This is a genomic window from Streptomyces sp. CA-288835 (assembly GCF_050936385.1).
Lineage (GTDB): Bacteria > Actinomycetota > Actinomycetes > Streptomycetales > Streptomycetaceae > Streptomyces.
In genome coordinates this window covers 7,234,872-7,248,324 of record NZ_JBNJMW010000001.1, presented here as the reverse complement: position 1 = coordinate 7,248,324, position 13,453 = coordinate 7,234,872, and the positions used below count along the sequence as shown (strand labels likewise).

Annotated in this window: 11 protein-coding genes; 1 reads left to right on the top strand and 10 read right to left on the bottom strand. The window is 69.4% G+C overall.

Translation table 11 applies throughout. From position 1 onward, the window contains the following. Positions 1-56 precede the first annotated feature (56 nt). From ACQEVY_RS32780 to ACQEVY_RS32750, 7 genes are all read right to left on the bottom strand, one after another. On the bottom strand, positions 57-1,580 hold the full coding sequence (locus ACQEVY_RS32780; RefSeq protein ID WP_432953000.1) for a glycoside hydrolase family 32 protein: 1,524 nt from the start codon (positions 1,578-1,580) through the stop codon (positions 57-59). After that, positions 1,577-2,641, bottom strand: a complete 1,065-nt coding sequence (locus ACQEVY_RS32775) for an ATP-binding cassette domain-containing protein (RefSeq protein WP_432952999.1) — start codon at positions 2,639-2,641, stop codon at positions 1,577-1,579. The genes ACQEVY_RS32780 and ACQEVY_RS32775 overlap by 4 nt, the downstream gene beginning before the upstream one ends. Then, a complete protein-coding gene (locus ACQEVY_RS32770; RefSeq protein ID WP_432952998.1) occupies positions 2,638-3,603 on the bottom strand; it encodes an ABC transporter ATP-binding protein in 966 nt (321 codons plus the stop codon). Before ACQEVY_RS32770 ends, ACQEVY_RS32775 begins: the two co-directional genes overlap by 4 nt. A gap of 3 nt (positions 3,604-3,606) precedes the next feature. After that, complete coding sequence (locus ACQEVY_RS32765; protein ID WP_432952997.1) at positions 3,607-4,527, bottom strand: ABC transporter permease; 921 nt, start codon at positions 4,525-4,527, stop codon at positions 3,607-3,609. Positions 4,528-4,541: 14 nt separating this feature from the next. Continuing rightward, positions 4,542-5,519, bottom strand: coding sequence for an ABC transporter permease (locus ACQEVY_RS32760; protein ID WP_328771853.1), 978 nt, complete (start codon positions 5,517-5,519; stop codon positions 4,542-4,544). 98 nt (positions 5,520-5,617) lie between these two features. Beyond that, on the bottom strand, positions 5,618-7,300 hold the full coding sequence (locus ACQEVY_RS32755) for an ABC transporter substrate-binding protein (RefSeq protein WP_432952996.1): 1,683 nt from the start codon (positions 7,298-7,300) through the stop codon (positions 5,618-5,620). A gap of 75 nt (positions 7,301-7,375) precedes the next feature. Continuing rightward, entirely contained in the window at positions 7,376-8,398 is a 1,023-nt protein-coding gene (locus tag ACQEVY_RS32750; RefSeq protein WP_432952995.1) for a LacI family DNA-binding transcriptional regulator, read from the bottom strand. 243 nt (positions 8,399-8,641) lie between these two features. On the opposite strand from ACQEVY_RS32750, the gene ACQEVY_RS32745 reads away from it, so the two are divergent. Continuing rightward, positions 8,642-9,715, top strand: a complete 1,074-nt coding sequence (locus ACQEVY_RS32745; RefSeq protein WP_432952994.1) for an AraC family transcriptional regulator — start codon at positions 8,642-8,644, stop codon at positions 9,713-9,715. Between the two features lie 18 nt (positions 9,716-9,733). Here the strand turns inward: ACQEVY_RS32745 and ACQEVY_RS32740 are convergent, their stop codons facing one another. From ACQEVY_RS32740 to ACQEVY_RS32730, 3 genes are read right to left on the bottom strand one after another with little or no spacing between them, the layout of a single operon-like run. After that, positions 9,734-11,161: an aldehyde dehydrogenase family protein gene (locus tag ACQEVY_RS32740; RefSeq protein ID WP_432952993.1), complete on the bottom strand. Its 1,428-nt coding sequence runs from the start codon at positions 11,159-11,161 to the stop codon at positions 9,734-9,736. Further along, entirely contained in the window at positions 11,158-12,036 is an 879-nt protein-coding gene (locus ACQEVY_RS32735; protein ID WP_432952992.1) for an SDR family NAD(P)-dependent oxidoreductase, read from the bottom strand. The genes ACQEVY_RS32740 and ACQEVY_RS32735 overlap by 4 nt, the downstream gene beginning before the upstream one ends. After that, complete coding sequence (locus ACQEVY_RS32730; protein WP_432952991.1) at positions 12,033-13,379, bottom strand: flavin-containing monooxygenase; 1,347 nt, start codon at positions 13,377-13,379, stop codon at positions 12,033-12,035. Before ACQEVY_RS32730 ends, ACQEVY_RS32735 begins: the two co-directional genes overlap by 4 nt. Positions 13,380-13,453: the final 74 nt, after the last annotated feature.

The following is a 13,453-nucleotide window of genomic DNA, read 5'->3' as shown; positions in this document are numbered from 1 at the left end:
AGGGCCACGGCCCGGGGAGACGTCCACTCCCCGGGCCGTGGTCGGGTGTAAGGCCGTCACGGCCACAGCGGCCGGGGCCCTTCTGTGAAGGCCGACGCCATCTCCCAGGCGTCGAACCGCTCCAGGGCCACGTCGCCGACGGCACCGATGCCTACACCTACGGCCTCGTCGGGGCGGGTGGGGTAGATACGGGCGGCCAGCGGACGCCCGTTCGCGAAGATCTCCAGTGCGGAGTGGTCGACGAGGACGCGCAGGTCCACGCGGCCGTCGTCGTCCAACGGCAGCTCGCCGTAACGGGGTTCGGTGTCGACCGTCGGGTCGAGGCTGCTGGCCTCGCGGTGCAGGCGGAGGGTGCCGCGCGCTCCGACGTACGGCCTGCTCACCTCCACGACCGTGCGCTCCGCGCCGTCCGGTGTCTCGCGGACCACGAGCCGGGCGGTGGCTCCGGGGGCGAGGCTCAGGGTCGTCTCGATGTCCAGCTGGTCGCCGCGTACGCCGTGCAGCGGGGTGTACGGGTCGGTCAGCGGGCCGGGCGCCACCTCCGCGCGCTCCCGCCGCAGCTCGGTCAGTTCGGGCACCGGGGCCTGGTGCAGACGGCCGTCCGTGCCGAGCGTGGCGACCCGCGGCACGGACATCGCACCGCACCAGCCGGCCTGCGCGTTCGCCTCGTCCGTACGCCCTTCCTGGAGCCAGCCGAACATGATGCGGCGGCCGTGCTCGTCGCGGGTGGACTGGGGGGCGTAGAAGTAGCGGCCGCCGTAGTCGAGGCGGTGGAGAGCGGTCGGGGTGAAGGTGTCGCCGTGGTAGCGGCCGGTCCAGTACAGGGGGTGGTGGGTGGTGCCTTCGTCCCAGGCGGAGAAGACGAGTACGTCCGTGCCGTCGCCGTCGCCGATGCCGAACAGGTCGACGCACTCCCACAGCGTGCCGGTCCAGTCCGGCTCACCCCGGTTCTGCGAGGCGTCGCCGGTCAACAGGGGGCCGACGTACCGCCAGGTGCGCAGGTCGTCCGACTCGTACAGGAAGGCTGTTCCGCCGACGCCTCGGACGCCCGAGCCGACCAACTGCCGCCAGACCCCGTCTTCCCGCCATACGCAGTGGTCGCGGAAGGCGGTGGTGTCGACGCCCTCGGGCGGAGCGGTGATGACCGGGTTGGCCCGGTCCTTCGTCCAGTACCGGAGGTCTGCTGATCCCCTTGCTACGCAAGGGAGTTCGTGTTCTCCGTGCCGACCGGAGTAGACGAGCGTGGGCACTCCCCCGTCGTCGACGAGGACGCCGGACCAGCAGCCGTCGCGGTCGGGGCCGTCGGTGCCGGGGACGAGGGCGACCGGTTCATCGGTCCAGTGGACGAGGTCGGTGCTGGTGGCGTGACCCCAGTGGATGCGGTGGTGGGCGGCTGCCAGGGGGTTGTACTGGTAGAAGAGGTGGTAGACGCCGTTCCAGTGGGTCAGTCCGTTGGGGTCGTTGAGCCAGCCGCCGGGTGCGGTGAAGTGGTAGCGGGGGCGGTGGGGGTCGCGATGGGCGCGCTCGGCCAGCCCCTCGGCGGTGGGAGTGCCGGAGGGGAGGGTGAGGTCGTGGGTCATGCGGCGGTGGTCTCCGCTTTCTCGGGGTCTTTGCCGGTGTCGTCGGTGGCTTCGCCGTCCGGCTGGTCGGTGGCCTTGAGGACGCGGCGGGCGATGTCGGAGGCGGGGGCGCGCAGGTGGCAGCGCACCCAGTGGGGCTGGCCGCCGTTCTCGCCGACGATGTGGCGGACGGGGTCGGTACGGCTGCAGGTGCCGTCGTCGTCGTACGGGCAGGACGTGGGGTTGAGGATCGCCTCGCGGAGCCTGGCGCGCTCGACGGGGTCGTAGCTTCCGGCCCGTTCCGGATCGGGTACGGCGGACAGGAGGAGGCGCGTGTAGGGGTGGGCGGGAGCGTCCATCACCGCCAACGCGTCGCCGCCCTCTACGAGTTCGCCGGCGAACATCACCATCGTGGTGTCCGCGAGGTAGCGCGCGGAGCCCAGGTCATGGGTGATGTAGAGCATGGCGATGTCGCGCTCGTTGCGCAGGCGGCGCATCAGGTTGAGTACGCCGACGCGCACGGAGACGTCGAGCATCGAGGTCGGTTCGTCGGCCAGGATCAGACGCGGCTCCACCGCCAGCGCGCGGGCGATGGCGACGCGCTGGCGCTGGCCGCCGGAGAGTTCGTGCGGGTAGGACTGCAGCATGTCCTCGGTCAGGCCGACCGTCGCCATCAGCTCGCGCAGCGCGTCGTGGGTGGCGGAGTGGCCGTGCAGGACGAGGGCCCGGGTGAGGAAGTGCTCGATGCGATGGACCGGGTTGAGCGAGCCGAAGGGGTCCTGGAAGACCATCTGGACCTTGCGGCGGTACGTCCGTGATGCCCACCTCCGCTCGGTGCGCAGGACATTCTCACCGTCGAGCAACACCTCACCGGAGGTGGGCTGTTCGAGGCGAGCCAGGCAACGGGCGATGGTGGACTTGCCGCTGCCGGACTCGCCGACCAGGGCGGTGATGCGGCCGGCGGGGAGGTCGAAGGAGACGTCGTTGACGGCGCGGACGCGGCGCCGGGAGAAGACGGTGCCGACCTGGAAATCCTTGGTCAGGCCCCGTACGGACAACAGGGATGCGGTCGATTCGGTCATCGGGTGGCTCCTTCCGGACTGCGGGCCGTACTGCGGGCCACCCAGCGGCCGGGCGCGACCTCGCGCAGGTCGGGGATGTTCATGGAGCAGTCCGAGCGGTCCTCGGGGCAGAGGACGTGGAAGCCGCAGCTGTCGGCGGTGCGCGGGGCGTCGAAGAGGCCGGTGAGTTCGCGGCGCGGGCCGGTCAGCGGCGGGAAGGCGTTCATCAGCGCCTCGGTGTACGGGTGGAGCGGCTTCGCGAACAGATCCTTGGCGTCGGCGAGTTCGACGATCCGTCCGCCGTACATCACACCCATACGGTCCGACAGCTCGACCATCAGGGACATGTCGTGGGTGATGAAGAGGATGGAGAAGCCCAGCTCCCGCTGGAGGTCGCGGATCTGCGCCAAGATCTCCTGCTGCACGACCACGTCGAGCGCGGTGGTCGGCTCGTCCATGATCAGCAGCCGGGGGCGCAGCGCAACGGCCATGGCGATGACCACGCGCTGGCGCATACCGCCGGAGAGCTGGTGCGGGTACGCCTTCAGCCGCCCGGGGTCCATGCCCACCAGCTCCAGCAGCACGCCCGCCTTCTCCCGCGCGGCCCGCTTCTTCATCCGCTCATGCGTGGTGAAGATGTCGACGATCTGCTCGCCGATGGTGAGGACGGGGTTGAGGGAGTTCATCGCCGACTGGAAGACCATGGCGATCTGCCGCCAGCGGAACGCGCGCAACTCCCGTGCGTCCAGGGCGAGGACGTCCCCGCCGTCGAAGCGGATGCTGCCCGCGGTGATCTCGGCCGGGGGCTTCAGCAGCCGCATCACCGCGTTGGCGATGGTCGACTTGCCGCAGCCGGATTCGCCGGCGAGGCCGAAGATCTCTCCGGCGCCGATGGAGAAGGAGACGTCGTCTGCGCCCACGACGGTGCGTCCGTCGCCGCGGTATTCGACGCGGAGGCCATTCACCTCAAGTACGGGTTCCATGGCTCAGCCCCTCCTCTCACGGCGGGCGCGGCGGTTGCGCAGCCGCGGGTTGGTGATCTCGTCGACCGCGTAGTTGACCAGCGCGAGCGCGAAGGCGACGAGGGCGATGCACAGCCCGGAGGGGACGAAGGCCCACCAGGTGCCGGTCATCAGCGCGCCGTCGTTGCTGGCCCAGTAGAGGTTGGTGCCCCAGCTGACGACGCTGCTGTCGCCGAGGCCGAGGAACTCCAGGCCGGCCTGGGCGCCGATGCCGAAGATCACGCAGCCGAGCAGCGTGGTCATCACCACGGACGCCATATTGGGCAGGATCTCGCGGAACATGATCCGCAGCGGGCGCTCTCCGGTGACTACTGCGGCGGCCACGAAGTCCTTGCCTCGGATCGACTTGGCCTGGGCGCGCAGTACCCGGGCGGATCCCGCCCAGCCGGTGACGACGAGCACCAGGATCACGGTGGAGGTCCCGGGCGGCAGGAACGCGGCCAGGATGATGAGCAGCGGCAGTCCGGGCAGCAGCAGGAAGACGTTGGTGACCAGGGTCAGGGCGTCGTCCACGATGCGGCCGAAGTAGGCGGACGCGAGGCCGACGAGGATGGCGACCCCGGTCGCCGCGAGCCCCACGGTGAACCCGACGAAGAGGGAGCTGCGCGCGCCCCACAGGGTGAGGGCGAGTACGTCCTGTCCCTTGGCGGTGGTACCGAGCAGGTGGCCGGCCGAAGGGGCCTGGCTTCCCGTGGAGTTGATGAGTGACGGGTCGCCCGGGGCGAGGACGGGAGCGAACAGGGCGAGGAGCGCGAAGAGGGCGAGCAGGACCAGTCCCGTCAACGCCTTCTTGCTGTCGATGAGTTGGCGCAGCAGTCCGCGTCGGCGGGAAGGGCGTACGGGAGTTGTCGGCGTGGTGGCCTTCGCGATCTCGATGGTGGTCATGTCGGCAACCCCCTTCAGCGGACGCGGACGCGCGGGTCGAGGCGGACATAGACGAGGTCGACGAGGAAGTTCGCGAACAGCACCGCCGCCGTGAGCGTCAGGAAGATGCCCTGCATCAGCGGGTAGTCCAGGCCCTGGACGGCCATCAGCAGTTGGTAGCCGATGCCGGGGTAGGCGAACACGACCTCGGTGAGCAGGGCGCCGCCGACGACGAAGCCCAGCGCCATGCCGAAGTTGGTGACGGAGGGGAGCAGCGCGTTGCGGGCGGCGTAGCGGAACATGATCCGCGAGGGCCTGAGCCCCTTCGCCTCGGCCATCGTGATGTAGTCCTCGGCCGCCGTGGCGATCATGGTGTTGCGCATGCCGAGCATCCAGCCGCCGATGGAGACCAGCACGATGGTCAGCGCGGGCAGCACCAGGTGGGTGGCGACGTTCGAGAGGAACTCGCCGTTGAAGCCGGGGGTGAGCCCGACGTCGTACGCGTGCCGCAGCGGGAACCAGCCCAGGGTCACCCCGAACAGGTACAGGGCGCCCATCGCCAGCCAGAAATACGGGAACGAGCCGACGAAGATCAGCAGGGGCGGGAACGCGGAGTCGAGGACGCCGCCACGCCGCCAGGCGGCGACGATGCCGAGCAGGTTGCCGGCCACGGCGGCGATGACGAGTGCGACACCGCCGAGCAGCAGGGTCCAGCCGATCTGCGAGCCGATCACCTCGGAGACCGGGGTCGGGAAACGGGTGATGGAGATGCCGAGGTCGCCGGTGAAGACGCTCTGGACGTAGGAGACGTACTGCTCCCAGAGAGGGCGGTCGTCCAGGCCGAAGAGTTTTCGCAGTTGGGCTATCTGGTCGGGCTGCATCGAGCCCTGGGCCTGCGCGAACATCCGGGAGACCGGGTCACCCGGCATGAAGCGCGGGAGAACGAAGTTCAGGGTGATGGAGGCCCAGAAGGCGAGCAGATAGAACCCCAGGTTGCGCAGGATCAGACGCACGGGTCGTGCTCCCTGTCGGTGGGGGTGAACGGGGGTGCGGTGCGCGGGGGCGGCCGCCTGGTCGGGGAGGAGGGCGGCCGCCGGTCCGCGCGGGGGCGTCAGCCCTTGACGGGCTTCAGCGAGGTGAGCACGAGGATCGTGGTGCCGTTGCGGTTGCCGAGGGTGGCGTACGGGTTCTTCTCGGTGGGCCAGCCGGTGAAGCGGGCGTCCGTGTACGCGCCCCACTCGGGGCCGGTGAACAGCGGGACGACGGGCGCGTCCTCGTTGTACAGCTCCTGCAGACCGTTCATCTGCTCGCGCTGCGTCTTCTCGTCGGTGGCGGCGGCGAAGGCGTCGATGAGCTGGTCGGCCTTCTTGTCACCGAAGCGGTGGTAGTTCTCGGTGGCCTGCTTGCCGGCCGGCTGGAGCATCTTGGTCGACATCACGCCGCGGTAGTACTCGTACGGGGTGGCGCCGTTGTTGCTCCACACGATGCCGCTGTCGAAGGTGCCGGTGTTGTACGACGACTGCACGGCCGACCAGTCGGGCGTCTTGACGGTGGCGGTGATGCCGACCTTCGCGAGGTCCTGCTTGATGATGTTGGCGACCGAGATCCAGTCGGTGGAAGCGGAACCGACGGAGATGTCGAGCTTGAAGTCCTTGCCGTTCTTCAGCTTCCGCTTGCCGCCGCTCTCCTTGTAGCCGGCCGCGTCGAGGGCCTTCGCCGCCGCGTCGGTGTCGTGCTTGGTCCAGGTGCAGGAGGCGGCGAGGGAGGAGTCGCGCCAGTCGTCGTACGTACGGGCCAGGCCCGTACAGTCGGCGGGTTCTGCGTAGCCGTTCATCGCGACCTTGGTGATCTGGTCGCGGTCGACGGCCATGCTGAGTGCCTTGCGGACGGCAGGGTCGTCGAACGGCGCCTTGGTGGTGTTCAGCTGCCAGTTGATCATGGCGCCGGTGGCGGGGAACCAGTAGTGGTTGTGCTTCTTGTTCTTGGCGACGAAGGACTTCTCGATGTCCGGGATGAACGACTGTGTCCAGTCCACCTCACCGTTGGTGAAGGCGACGTTGGCGCTGTCGTTGCCGGAGAAGGCGAGCATCTGGATGCCGGCGATCCGCTGCTTGGCGGGCTGCCAGTAGTCGGGGTTCTTGCGCAGCTCGTACGACTGCGCCTGGAACTTGTCGATCTTGGTGTACGGGCCGGTGCCGACCGGGTTCGGGTTGGTGAACTTCGCCGGGTCCTTCACCTCGGACCAGATGTGCTTCGGCAGGATGTAGTGGCTGCCGATCTCGAAGAAGGCGGGCGAGAAGGGCTTGTTGAAGGAGAACTTCACCGTCTGGGCGTCGACCGCGGTGACCTTGTCGAGGTAGTCGTAGCCGCCCAGCACCTTCTTCTGGAGATCGAAGGTGTACACGACGTCATCGGCGACGAGCGGCTTCCCGTCCGACCACTTCACGCCCTCGCGCAGCGTGAACGTGAGGGACTTCCCGTCCTTGGCCTGCTCCCACTTCGTGGCCAGCCACGGGGTGTCCTTGCCGTCGGCCATGCTGTGGACCACCAGCGGCTCGTAAACAGCCTCCTTGGTCATGGGCGCGGCCTGCGGCGAGAGCGGGTTGAAGTTGCGCGTGAACGTCGCCAGGTCTTCGCGCGGGATGGTGAGCAGCTGGTTGCCGGAGGTGTCACCGGCGCCGGAGGTGCCCGTGCCGCCCGTACAGGCTGACAGGACCAGGGCTGCGGCGGCGGTCGCGGTGGCGGCTCTCAGGACGGCTCGTGGCCGGCGTGAAGGTATGCGGGAGGGTGCCATAATGGAGACTCTTTTCCTCTCTTCAACACACAGGGCGAAGACGGGGATGGGATTGCTCGGCGGACTGATTCGCGGTCAGACCGACGAGCGTTCGAGCAGCGGGCAGTCGATCGTCACCCGGTGGGTGTCGAGCGGCTGCCCCGCTGCGAGAGCGGCGAGCATGTCGACGCCCTTGGTGCCCATGGCCTCGAAGGGCAGGGCGAGCGTCGTGAGTTTCGGCCGCAGATAGGCGGCGATGAGTTCCTGGTTGTCGAACCCCACCACGGCCACGTCGTGCGGGATGCGCAGCCCACGTTCCTTGATCGCGTCGTACGCGCCCATCGCCATCCGGTCGTTTCCGCAGAACAGTGCGGTCGGCCGGTCGGCGGCGGGGCGGTCCAGCAGTTCGCAGGCGGCGGTGTAGGCGCCGTCGGCGGTGGCCCAGCCGGGGATGACAAGGGAGGGGTCGGGGGTGATCCCGGCCTCGCGCAGGGCGCGCTCGTACCCCTCGCGCCTGCCGACGGCGGCCGGGATCTCCGGGTCCAGGTTGATGAACCCGATACGGGTGTGACCGGCGTCCAGGAGCCGGCGGGTGGCGCGGTGTCCGCCCGACTCCTCGTCGGGCAGGATGCACGGCAACTCCCCTTCCGCGTCATAACAGTTGACGAGCACCGTCGGTACCTCACGGGCGACCTTCGGCAGAGTGACGGCCCGGTGCCAGGTCGTGGCGTACAGCAGCCCTTCCACTCGGTGCTCCAGCATCTGGTCGAGCGCGGCGGCCTCCTGGGCGGGGTCGCCCTCGCTCGCGGCGATCAGCAGGAACCTCCGGTCGCCCCAGGCGCGGCTCTGCGCACCCGTGATCACCTCCGCGGCGAACGGGCCGGTCACGATCTCGGTGATCAGGCCGAACCATCCGCTGCGGTTGGCGGCCAGCGCTCGCGCCCCGGCGTTGGGCCGGTAGCCGAGCTCGTCTATCGCCTCCAGGATCCGCCGACGGGTCTCGTCGGGGATGGCGGCGCCGGGCTTGTCGTTGAGGACGAAGGAGACCGTGGTCCGCGAGACGCCCGCAGCGCGTGCCACGTCGCTCATGGTCACGCGACGCGTCTTGTTCGTGGCCACTTTCGGTTCCCTTCGGCCGGCCGGAGACGCGGAAGCCTCTCCGGTTTCGCGCTTTAATAACGCGCGTTACTACCGTGTGGCTGGGAAGTTACGTCCGTCTTGAGCGGCATGTCAATACCTGTGCGGGGGCGGGAAGCGGACAGCCTCAGGACACCAGGGGCCATACAGCGGGCTTCGGAGGCCAGAGTGCGCGGCCGGTGGTGTCGGCTGTCTACGGTGGTCGTCGAGGAGAAGGTGAGTGCTATGTCTCTTGCCCCCGGCACGGCAGACCCTTCCGGGACCAGCCGCAGTACGTCGGCGACGATCCAGCCGAACATCCTGCGCTACTTGGTCGCGGTCGCCGACGAGCGTGGCGTCGATCTGCGTCCCCTGCTGAAGCAGATGGGACTGGACGAGACGCTCATGCGCTCCGCTGCGCTGCGGGTGTCGTACCGGCAGGGCAGTGCGCTGATCCGCCGTGCGCTGGAGCTCACCGGGGACGAGCGCCTGGGGCTGAAGGTCGGCGCGGCGCAGCATCTGACCGCTTGGGGTCTGCTCGGCTTCGCCCTGATGGCCGACGACACTCTGCGGCACGCCATCGAGACCGGGGTGAAGTACCAGAACCTGTCCGGGGCGATGGTGGTGTGGTCGGCCGGTGTGGACGAGGAGGACGACGCCTTCGTCATACGCGCCGATCTTCCCGATCCCGCCATGGACCCGGCCGTGGCCGCCTTCCTGATCGAGGAGGCGTACGCCTCCGTGGTCACCCTGTCCCGGCTGGCCGTCGATCCGGCCTTCGCGCCGCGGGCGGTGGAGTTCTCGTTTCCGCCGCCGCGCCAACTCGACCTGTACGGCGCCCTGTTCCGCTGTCCGGTCCGATTCGGTACGCCCGCCAACCGCATGGTCATCGACCCGGCGTGGGCCCGTATCCGGATGCCCGGCCGGGATCCGGTGAGCTACGCGTCGACGCTGGAGACGCTCGACGCGCAGATGGCTTCCCGTCGTGACCAGCAGGATCTGCTGGAGGTGCTGGAGGTCTCCGTCGCGCAGAGCCTCCCGGTGGTGCCGTCGTTCGGAGAGCAGGCGCGGCGGCATGCGACGAGCGAGCGGACGCTGCGCCGTCGGCTGGCCGACTGCGGCACGACGTACGAGGCACTCGTCGAGGGAGTGCGCCGGGAACGCGTCGAACAGCTCCTGCTCCGCCCGGAGTTGACCCTGCGCGACATCGCCCGCCGGGCGGGATTCTCCGACGAACGGGCGCTGCGCCGCGCGGTACGCCGCTGGCACGGCACCTCTCCGGCCCGGCTCCGGGAACGTATGCGTGCGGATCGCCTTTGAGGGCGGAGGCTGCGTGGGTCAGCGGGTGCGGATCCAGATCGTCTTCTCCCGGGTCCACTGGTCGAAGGCGTCGGTGGACTTCTCCGCTCCGCCGAATCCCGACTGCTTCCAGCCGCCGAAAGGCGTGGTGATGTCACCCTCGCTGTAGGCGTTGACGGAGACCACGCCGGCCTCGATACCGCGGGCCAGCCTCAGCGCCGTATCGATGTCGCGGGTCCAGACGGAGGCGGCGAGACCGTACTCGGTGGCGTTGGCCCTGCGTACCGCCTCGTCCTCGGAGGTGAAGGTCTGGACGGTGACGACCGGACCGAACAACTCCTTGGTGAGGACGTCGCTGCCGTCGGGGGCTCGGGTGATCACGGTGGGCGGGTAGTACGCGCCGCGCGGAGGCAGACCATGCGGCAGTCCCCCGGTGTGGATCTGGGCTCCGCCGGCCCGGGCGGCCTCCACGGCTCCCGCTACCCGGTCGAAGGCGTCGCGGTTGATGAGCGGCCCCAACTGCGTGCGCGGGTCGGCCGGATCGCCGATGACGAGCTCTCTCGCGGCGACCGTGAACCGCTCCACGACCTCCTCGGCGATGCTGTGGTGAACCAGGATCCGGGAGCCGGCCGTGCAGTTCTGCCCCATGGTCAAGAACGCGGCCTCGATCATGTTGTCGATGAGCTCATCGCCGTAGGAGAGCGCGTCGGCCATCAGCACCTGGGGGCTCTTGCCGCCCATCTCCAGCGAGACGCGCTTGAAGTTGCTCTCGGCGGCGGCCCTGAGGATGTGGCGGCCAGTCGTAGTGGACCCGGTGAAGGAGAGCGCCCCCACCAGGGGGTTACGGGCGAGTGCCGCCCCGGCTTCCTGGCCGTACCCGGGTAGCACGGTGAGCACCCCGTCGGGCAGGCCGGCCTCTGCGGCGAGTGCGGCCAGGTGCAGGGCCGAGCGCGGGGTCGCCTCGGCGGGCTTGGCCAGCAGACAGTTGCCCGCGGCCAGGGCCGGGCCGACCTTCCAGGCGGTCATGGCCAGCGGGTAGTTCCACGGCAGGATCGCCGCGACGACGCCGACCGGTTCGCGGCTCATGAGACCGAGAGCGTCGGGCCCGCTCGGCGCGATGCGGCCGAAGACCTTGTCGGCGGCCTCGGCGAACCAGCGGATCGACTCGATCGCGCCCGGTACGTCGCCCGAACGGCACTCCGTGATCGGCTTGCCGGCGTCCTCGCTGTCCAGCCGGGCGAGGATCTCGGCGTCGCGTTCCATGAGGTCGGCCAGCCGCAGCAGCACCGCACCGCGCTCCCGGACCGGCAGCCGCGACCACACCCCGGCTTCATGGACCTGCCGGGCCCGTTCGGCGGCCTTGGCGACGTCGTCGGCGCTCGAGGCGGGCAGGGAGGTGATCGGCTCACCGGTGGCGGCGTTGACGACCTGCAGCGTCTCGTTCGTAGTCGTCTCATTCATCGTCATGCTTCCTCCACCAGTTCCCAGCGCCCGTCGCTCTGGCGGGCCAGTCCGCGTCGGCGGAGTTCCTCCAGATAGCGGGCCATGCCGCGGTCGCCGCGTTTGCGGAACAGCGGGAAGACGCGGGGCAGCAGGTTCGGCATGAGCATCGCGAAACGCACCAGCCGGGACTCGCCGGGCCGCGGGTAGGCCTCCAGCCGGGGCTTGTCCAGCAGGCTCACCACGGCCGCGACGACGTCGGCGGGCTGCTGGGGCCGGTCTTGGAACTGCATGGAGTTCCCGCCGTCCACGGCTTCCTGGCGCAGCATCCGGGTGTCGGTCGCCGACGGCAGTACCGAACCGGCCAGGATGCCCTTGCTCCTCAGGTCGAGGCCGATGGCCAGCATCGCGCCCCGCAGCCCGAACTTGGAAGCGGTGTAGATCGGGGTCTCGCCCAGCGGGAAGATTCCGCCGAGGGAGACCGTGGTGACGACCCGGGCGTCCCGAGAAGCCTTCAGCAGGGGGATCGCGATCCGGGTCGCGACCAGCGGTGACGTCAGGTTGAGGGTGATCTCCCGCTCGATGCTCTCGACGCTGCGGACGTCGAAGCGTTCCGCGTTGGTCATGCCCACGTTGTTGACGAGTACGTCCAGGCGGCCGTGGTCATCGGCGACCACCTGGAACAGCCGCTCCACCTGGGCCCGGTCCAGCAGATCACAGCCGATGCCGGTATGCCCGATGCCCGGCAGATCCGCGGCCACCCTCATGGCGCGGATTCCGTCGATGTCGACGACGACGCAGCGGGCGCCGCCGGAGGCGAAGCGACGGCACAGCGCGCTGCCGATGCCGCCCGCGCCGCCGGTCACCAGGATGACCTTGTCGGTGAAGTCGAACCCGCTCATGCCGTCGCCACCGCAGGTCGCAGGGACCGTACGGGCGGCGGCTGGCCCTCGGTCCGCCAGCCCATCTGCCGCGCGACCTTGCCCAGGTACTTCACGATGGCCGAGCTGTCGACGTAGCCGGTATGGCGGGGCGAGTCGACCAACTTCAGCCCGCCGGTCAGGTCCGGCCGGTCGGCGCGGATCATCTGGGCGAACCGCTCCGCGCTCGGCAGGAGGTGCCGCGCGTCGTGGATGTACGCGGCGATCAGCTGCGCCTGGGAGTCGAAGAGCTGGTACGCACCGGAGTTGGTCTCGATGAAGCCGACGCCGAACAGGCCCTCGTGCTGGCGCGAGAACGACGACAGGTACAGGTCCGGGTGCTGCTCGTCGCCGAAGTACCGCTGCGCGACCGGCACTTTGTGGACGTAGCCCGTGGCCAGCAGGACGAGATCGAAGTCGTCGCTCGTGCCGTCGGTGAAGTACACGGTCTGGCCCTCGGTGCGGGCGATCCCGGGCTTGGCGGTGATGTCGCCGTGCTGGAGGTGGTGGATCAGCATCGAGTTGATGGCCGGGTGGGTCTCGAACAGCTTGTGGTCCGGCTTCGGCAGCCCCAGCCGCGTCGGGTCACCGTTGATGATCCGCAGGAGCCCGCCGAAGACGCGCTGCGCCAGCCACATCGGCAGGTGCGGCCCACTGTTGGCGATGGTGTCCACGGGCCGGCCGAACAGGTGCTTGGGGATGAACCAGTAGCCGCGCCGCATGCTGATCACCGCGCGGTCCGCGGTCCGGGCCGCATCGCAGGCGATGTCGCAGCCGGAGTTCCCGGCGCCCACGACCAGCACCCGCTTGCCCCGCAGCTCATCCGCGCTGCGATAGCCGACGGTGTGCCGGACCTCACCGCTGAACTCCCCCGGCAGTTCGGGGATGTTGGGGTGCCACTGCGAGCCCGTACAGACGACGACCTGACCGTGCACGCTTTCCCGCCCGTCGGCCCGGGTGACCGTCCACGTGCCGTCCGCGTTCTTCTCGACGTTCTCGACCTCGACGCCGAACTCGATGCGGTCCGTCAGCCCGTACGCGTCGGCGAAGGACCGCAGGTACGACAGGATCTGCCGGTGCGGCGGATAGTCCGCGAAGTGGTCGGGCATCGGGAAACCGCCGAACCCTGACAGCGTCCTGCTGGAGATGAAGTGGGCCGACTCGTACATCGGGCTGCCGGGGTTGTCGATGTCCCAGATACCGCCGGGCCCGGTGTGCCGCTCCAGGTGCGTGTACGGCAGGTTCCGCTCCGCGAGCGCCCTGGCGACCGCAAGACCGGCAGGCCCCGCCCCGATCACGCACGTATCCAACTGGCTTTCTTCCACGGGCCTGCCTCCTCGTTCGTCCCGCTTCACGGGTGTTGCAGGAAACGTATGCACCCGCCGTTCAGCGGAAACTG

Excerpts from the sequence above, each read along its gene's own strand:
- ACQEVY_RS32780 (WP_432953000.1), bottom strand. The coding sequence starts at position 1,580 with ATGACCCACGACCTCACCCTCCCCTCCGGCACTCCCACCGCCGAGGGG.
- ACQEVY_RS32740 (WP_432952993.1), bottom strand. The coding sequence starts at position 11,161 with ATGACGATGAATGAGACGACTACGAACGAGACGCTGCAGGTCGTCAAC.
- ACQEVY_RS32765 (WP_432952997.1), bottom strand. The coding sequence starts at position 4,527 with ATGACCACCATCGAGATCGCGAAGGCCACCACGCCGACAACTCCCGTA.
- ACQEVY_RS32745 (WP_432952994.1), top strand. The coding sequence starts at position 8,642 with ATGTCTCTTGCCCCCGGCACGGCAGACCCTTCCGGGACCAGCCGCAGT.
- ACQEVY_RS32775 (WP_432952999.1), bottom strand. The coding sequence starts at position 2,641 with ATGACCGAATCGACCGCATCCCTGTTGTCCGTACGGGGCCTGACCAAG.
- ACQEVY_RS32735 (WP_432952992.1), bottom strand. The coding sequence starts at position 12,036 with ATGAGCGGGTTCGACTTCACCGACAAGGTCATCCTGGTGACCGGCGGC.
- ACQEVY_RS32770 (WP_432952998.1), bottom strand. The coding sequence starts at position 3,603 with ATGGAACCCGTACTTGAGGTGAATGGCCTCCGCGTCGAATACCGCGGC.
- ACQEVY_RS32755 (WP_432952996.1), bottom strand. The coding sequence starts at position 7,300 with ATGGCACCCTCCCGCATACCTTCACGCCGGCCACGAGCCGTCCTGAGA.